General features: G+C 41.9%; 4 protein-coding genes and 2 rRNA genes. 5 read left to right on the top strand and 1 reads right to left on the bottom strand.

Annotated elements, in window-relative coordinates:
- A 23S ribosomal RNA gene (locus tag AACV00_RS04435) occupies positions 1 to 1,161 on the top strand; the annotation flags it as partial.
- A 117-nt stretch (positions 1,162 to 1,278) separates the two neighbouring features.
- Positions 1,279 to 1,394, top strand: a 5S ribosomal RNA gene (gene rrf, locus AACV00_RS04430).
- 118 nt (positions 1,395 to 1,512) lie between these two features.
- Here rrf and AACV00_RS04425 read toward each other — a convergent pair.
- Entirely contained in the window at positions 1,513 to 2,172 is a 660-nt protein-coding gene (locus AACV00_RS04425) for a GntR family transcriptional regulator (RefSeq protein WP_004245441.1), read from the bottom strand.
- A 472-nt stretch (positions 2,173 to 2,644) separates the two neighbouring features.
- Here AACV00_RS04425 and AACV00_RS04420 point away from each other — a divergent pair, with 472 nt between their 5' ends.
- From AACV00_RS04420 to AACV00_RS04410, 3 genes are all read left to right on the top strand, one after another.
- On the top strand, positions 2,645 to 3,895 hold the full coding sequence (locus AACV00_RS04420; RefSeq protein ID WP_004245440.1) for an NRAMP family divalent metal transporter: 1,251 nt from the start codon (positions 2,645 to 2,647) through the stop codon (positions 3,893 to 3,895).
- A 13-nt stretch (positions 3,896 to 3,908) separates the two neighbouring features.
- On the top strand, positions 3,909 to 4,694 hold the full coding sequence (locus tag AACV00_RS04415) for a LamB/YcsF family protein (RefSeq protein WP_004248853.1): 786 nt from the start codon (positions 3,909 to 3,911) through the stop codon (positions 4,692 to 4,694).
- Positions 4,695 to 4,775: 81 nt separating this feature from the next.
- A complete protein-coding gene (locus AACV00_RS04410; protein ID WP_004252802.1) occupies positions 4,776 to 6,353 on the top strand; it encodes a 5-oxoprolinase subunit B/C family protein in 1,578 nt (525 codons plus the stop codon).
- Positions 6,354 to 6,360: the final 7 nt, after the last annotated feature.

Below are 6,360 nucleotides of genomic sequence, written 5' to 3'. Positions count from 1 at the left end.
AAGCCAGTCGAAGATACCAGCTGGCTGCAACTGTTTATTAAAAACACAGCACTGTGCAAACACGAAAGTGGACGTATACGGTGTGACGCCTGCCCGGTGCTGGAAGGTTAATTGATGGGGTTAGCGCAAGCGAAGCTCCTGATCGAAGCCCCAGTAAACGGCGGCCGTAACTATAACGGTCCTAAGGTAGCGAAATTCCTTGTCGGGTAAGTTCCGACCTGCACGAATGGCGTAATGATGGCCAGGCTGTCTCCACCCGAGACTCAGTGAAATTGAACTCGCTGTGAAGATGCAGTGTACCCGCGGCAAGACGGAAAGACCCCGTGAACCTTTACTATAGCTTGACACTGAACATTGAGCCTTGATGTGTAGGATAGGTGGGAGGCTTTGAAGTGTGGACGCCAGTCTGCATGGAGCCAACCTTGAAATACCACCCTTTAACGTTTGATGTTCTAACCTAGGCCCATAAACTGGGTCGGGGACCGTGTCTGGTGGGTAGTTTGACTGGGGCGGTCTCCTCCTAAAGAGTAACGGAGGAGCACGAAGGTTGGCTAAGCATGGTCGGACATCATGCGGTTAGTGCAAAGGCATAAGCCAGCTTGACTGCGAGAGTGACGGCTCGAGCAGGTACGAAAGTAGGTCTTAGTGATCCGGTGGTTCTGAATGGAAGGGCCATCGCTCAACGGATAAAAGGTACTCCGGGGATAACAGGCTGATACCGCCCAAGAGTTCATATCGACGGCGGTGTTTGGCACCTCGATGTCGGCTCATCACATCCTGGGGCTGAAGTAGGTCCCAAGGGTATGGCTGTTCGCCATTTAAAGTGGTACGCGAGCTGGGTTTAGAACGTCGTGAGACAGTTCGGTCCCTATCTGCCGTGGGCGTTGGAAGATTGAGAGGGGTTGCTCCTAGTACGAGAGGACCGGAGTGAACGCACCACTGGTGTTCGGGTTGTCATGCCAATGGCATTGCCCGGTAGCTAAGTGCGGAAGAGATAACCGCTGAAAGCATCTAAGCGGGAAACTTGCCTCGAGATGAGTCTTCCCTGTCGCTTTAAGCGACCTAAAGGAACGTTTAAGACTAAGACGTTGATAGGCTGGGTGTGTAAGCGTAGCGATACGTTGAGCTAACCAGTACTAATGAACCGTGAGGCTTAACCTGACAACACCGAAAGTGTTTTGTCAGAGAGACGAAACGATAAAGTCAGCTTGTTTAAGATTGAATTACTGGTTATAGACTGTGATAACAGAAGATAACGGGTAATTAAAACCGAATTTGCTTGGCGGCCATAGCGCGGTGGTCCCACCTGATCCCATGCCGAACTCAGAAGTGAAACGCCGTAGCGCCGATGGTAGTGTGGGGTCTCCCCATGTGAGAGTAGGGAACTGCCAAGCATTAAATAAGACGAGAAAGCCAACCCACTGGGTTGGCTTTTTTGCGTTTGAAAACTAATCCTGTAAATTTAAGCATGCTCTAGATGAGGGCAATTTTACTATCTATTTTTCGTTGATATTAACAGATGTTGTGGCGAGAAAAAGCGGCTAATACGGTTCGCTCGGATATTTCTAAATAACTTTCCATTTCGATTGCCGCTTCTTGCGCTTTCCCATTCATTAATAGCGTTAAAATATGCTCATTCTTCTCAATATAAGGAGCATGTAATAACTGGGGATCATTGAGTAAACCAAAGGCTAATCGTAATTCTGCTAAAATAAGTTGATATTGTTTAAATAACCTAGGGCTATCAGAAAGCTCGACGATAGCGGTATGGAAATGCATATTACAGGTTCCAACGCTATTCCAATCTTTTTGTTGTTGAAACATTTTTGCTTGATTAACGTTATCTTGCATGCGGGATATGGCTGGGTGCATTGGATAGGCATGTCGTAAAGCATCACATTCAATCAGCCTTCTTACGCGATAAATATCCATAATTGATGCCATATCTGGTACAGAAACAAACACACCACGATTAGGTTTATAGGTTAATAGGCCTTCTTGGGTTAATATACGAAATACTTCTCTTAATGTATTACGAGATATTTCAAGCTGCTCGCTTAAAGTAGCTTCTGAAAGCCTCTCTCCTGGAGGTAATTCGCCGATAGTAATTTTTTGGCGAATAATATCAGCGATTTTTTGGCAAAGGATCTGTGGCGATGTTTTTTTCTGCATTATCTTCTGCTATAAACGTAATAGAAGCCTCTATTCTAACAGTCAGCTATATAATATATAACCTCTAATATACAACTGTGCTAGTTTCCTCACTCTCTTTATCCTTGTTTTTATTAAAAATAGTTAACAAAATCTTTAATAAATTTTTATATTATCAACTGTATTTGATGCCAAAATGTATGCACCAATTTTGCGCATAACTCTTTTTTATGCGCTATTTTGGGGCATATCTATTTTTTATTCCTCCACTCAAATGTCAACAAAATGTTAAAAATGAGATCTTGTTGGCACTTTTATCATCGTATATTTAAATCTATTTGCTTATTTATTCATCTATTATTATTAATTGTTCAACAATCTAATATCTATTGATTAACAATTATTACTCCGTGCTCAACAATGGCATGCTAATTGCCTTACTACTTACCTAAGCAATAATAATTAAAATAATTATGATAAAAGGGGGCCAGTTATGGCTACACAAGATCCTGTGAATACAACATCACCATCATTTATAAAAAATAGGCGTTCATCATTAATTGCAGCGATTTTTTTAATGGCTACATCTGCAATTGGTCCAGGTTTTATTACGCAAACAGCTACCTTTACAGCGACGATGGGAGCAGCCTTTGCATTTGGGATATTAGCTTCTATCGTTATTGACTTTGTTGTGCAACAAAGTATTTGGCGAGTCATTACCGTGACTAACATGCGCGCTTCTGATATTGCGAATAAGGCAATTCCCGGTAGTGGATACTTATTAGCTGTATTGGTTATTTTTGGTGGTTTGGTATTCAATGTCGGTAATATTGCTGGGGCTGGTTTAGGGCTTAATGCCATGGTAGGACTGGATCCTAAATGGGGTGGGGTTTTAAGTGCTTTACTGGCGATTTATATCTTCTCTTCACGCAAAGCGAGTCATTTTATTGATCGCATGATCATTGTTCTTGGCATCGTGATGATTTTATTAACACTTTTTGTAATGTTTGCGTCTAATCCTCCTATAGGTGAAGCATTAAAACAAACAGTACTGCCTAATACGATTAATTTTGCCACTATAACAACCATCGTCGGAGGTACGGTTGGTGGTTATATTTGTTATGCAGGAGCACATCGTCTGCTCGATAAAGGTACAACAGGTATTGAAAATATCGATGCGGTATCTAGCGCGGCAACTAAAGGGATATTAGTGGTTGGATTAATGCGTTATATCCTATTTTTAGCAATTTTAGGTGTTGTCGCAAGTGGAGTGACACTAGATATTTCCAGCCATGCGGCTAATCCTGCTTCTCAAGCATTCCAACATGCAGCGGGCTTAACTGGACTACGAATTTTTGGTCTTATTTTATGGGCAGCTGCGTTGACTAGTGTGATTGGTGCTGCTTATACGTCTATGTCGTTTATAACCGTGTTTAAAAAGGGTATTACAGAGCGTCAACGCAATATTGCTACCATTATTTTTATCGCTATTTCATTGGCAATTTATATGGTTATGGGAACAGCTCCTGCTGCCTTATTAGTCTTTGCTGGTGGCTTCAACGGATTGATTTTACCTATTGGTATGACGTTATTTATTTTTGTTGCATGGCGTCGTCAAGATCTTATGAATGGCTATAAATATCCAATGTGGTTGCAATGGTCGGCAATTTTAGTCTGCGCTTTGACTTGGTATATGGGGATCATGTCTGTTGGCGCTATTTTCAATTACCTCAATATTGCTTAAGAGAATAATAACGATGATAAAAGCGGTAGATTTAAATAGTGATTTAGGTGAAAGCTTTGGTCAATGGCGTATGGGCAATGATGCTGCAGTGCTTGAAATTGTCAGCAGTGCCAATATTGCTTGTGGTTTTCATGCCGGTTCACCAGAAGGCATTTTAAAAACATTAAAAGCAGCGAAACAGCATCAAGTCGCGATAGGTGCTCATGTTGCTTATCCTGACTTAGTGGGTTTTGGGCGACGCAATATGGATATTGCCAGTGATGAATTAACCGCTGATGTCATTTATCAAATTGGCGCTTTGCAAGGTTTAGCAAAAGCTGTCGGTATGAAGGTGACTTATGTTAAACCTCATGGTGCGCTTTATAACACCATTGCTCATGATAAACGCCAAGCATTAGCGGTTATTGAAGCTATTTTAGCTATTGATCCACAACTTATATTAGTGGCTTTAGCGGGATCGCCACTGATCACACTTGCGAAAGAGAAAGGATTACATGTTGTTGCCGAAGCTTTTGCTGATAGAGCTTATCATGCTGATGGCACACTTGTTTCGCGCAAACAAGAGGGGGCTGTATTACACGATCCTCAATTGGTGGCTCAGCGTATGTTAAAGCTAGTACAAAAAGGGGGTGTTGAATCGATAGAGGGTACTTTTACTGCTATACAGGCGGATTCTATTTGTGTTCATGGTGATAGTCCTGATGCGGTTAATCTCGCAAAAAGTGTCAAAGAGATCTTAATAACACACGGTATTGCGATAAAACCTTTCACATCTGCAATAGGAATAAAGGAGGCGTAATGACTTATTTTATGCAAGCAACGCCTGATGCTATTACAGCAGCCGCCCGATCCGTTATTGGCAATAAAAGGGAGGCGTATTTTGCGCTTTTTACCTGTTAATTTATCTCACATATTAGTTGAGTTGACTTCATTAAAAGAGACATTGGCGTTTTATGAAGCAATTAAGCAAGCCAATATTGCTGAGATAGAAGATATTGTTCCAGCGGCAAAAACACTATTGATCCAATATGTACCTTGGTTAATTACGGCGAAAGAGTTAGTGGCAATATTGCGCAATATCGAGATAAAAGCGATCGCGATGCGTCAAAGTCACTTATTAACAATCCCCGTTCATTATCAAGGAGAAGATTTGCATGAGGTGGCTGAATTATTGGGGATCACTGCGACAGAGGTGATCCGCAGACACACAGAACAAACTTATCAAGTTGCTTTTACGGGGTTTGCACCGGGATTTGCTTATTTAATTGCTGATAAAACTGAGCTTTATGTTCCTCGACGTAAAACACCACGTACACGTATCCCCGCAGGCTCTGTAGGATTAGCGGGAGAATTTAGCGGTGTTTACCCACAGCAAAGCCCTGGTGGCTGGCAATTAATTGGTACTACAGAGATAAAAATGTGGGATCTCTCACGTGAACAGCCGGCATTTTTATTACCTGGTGATACTGTACAGTTTGTTGATGTACAAAAAGCGCCAGTGACGGTTTCATTACCTGAGAAAAAACAATCTATTAATGCTTTATCCTTTAACAAGGATAAAGGGCTATATGTTATTTCCGCAGGTCTACAAACCTTATTTCAAGATGAAGGGCGTTTAGGTGCTGCATCAATGGGGGTTAGTGCATCAGGAGCACTTGATAAATGTGCGTTACATGCAGCGAATCGCTTAGTGGGAAACCCGCCTTCATTAGCAGCATTAGAAATAACACAAGGTGGATTAATACTAAAAGCGCAACAAGACTGTGTCATAGCGCTGTCAGGTGCAGATTGTACGATTAGCTTAAAACAAACGACCGGAGATATAGCCTTTTTTTCTACCTATCAAACTATTGATATACGTAGTGGAGATGAAATCACAGTAGGAATACCTACAGCGGGGGTTCGTAGTTATCTGGCAGTGAGAGGGGGTTTTGAATTAAGCCCAGTGTTAGGTAGTTATGCGTTTGATACTTTAGCTCAGATTGGCCCTCGAGCCTTACAAAATGGCGATATTCTTCATCTAAACGATGATAACGCATCAACGGGCATTATTAGCCAAGAGCAACCGAGTTTCAGTTTACCAAAGCAAGAGGATATCGTTACCCTTGATATTGTGTTAGGGCCTCGTACGGATTGGTTTACAGAAGATGCGATAAAAACATTAACCTCACAATTATGGCAAGTGACACCACAATCTAACCGTATCGGATTACGTCTATTGGGGGATAAATCGCTTGAACGTCAGCAACAACAAGAGTTATCGAGTGAAGGAACTTGCATTGGCGCCATACAAGTACCGATTAATGGTCAACCGGTATTATTTCTTCATGATCATCCTCTCACTGGAGGATACCCCGTAATTGGGGCAGTTGCCGAATACCATCTGTCATTGGCGGGGCAAATCCCTATTAACGCTAAAATTCGTTTTAACCCAATTACTTTATTTCAAGAATATTGATAGGAGT

This window comes from Proteus sp. G3927 (assembly GCF_963894685.1).
Classification (GTDB): Bacteria; Pseudomonadota; Gammaproteobacteria; order Enterobacterales; family Enterobacteriaceae; genus Proteus; species Proteus mirabilis.
The sequence above is the reverse complement of the archived record's forward strand: the minus strand, read 5'-3'. Positions and strand labels throughout refer to the sequence as shown.

Excerpts from the sequence above, each read along its gene's own strand:
- AACV00_RS04420 (WP_004245440.1), top strand. The coding sequence starts at position 2,645 with ATGGCTACACAAGATCCTGTGAATACAACATCACCATCATTTATAAAA.
- AACV00_RS04415 (WP_004248853.1), top strand. The coding sequence starts at position 3,909 with ATGATAAAAGCGGTAGATTTAAATAGTGATTTAGGTGAAAGCTTTGGT.
- AACV00_RS04425 (WP_004245441.1), bottom strand. The coding sequence starts at position 2,172 with ATGCAGAAAAAAACATCGCCACAGATCCTTTGCCAAAAAATCGCTGAT.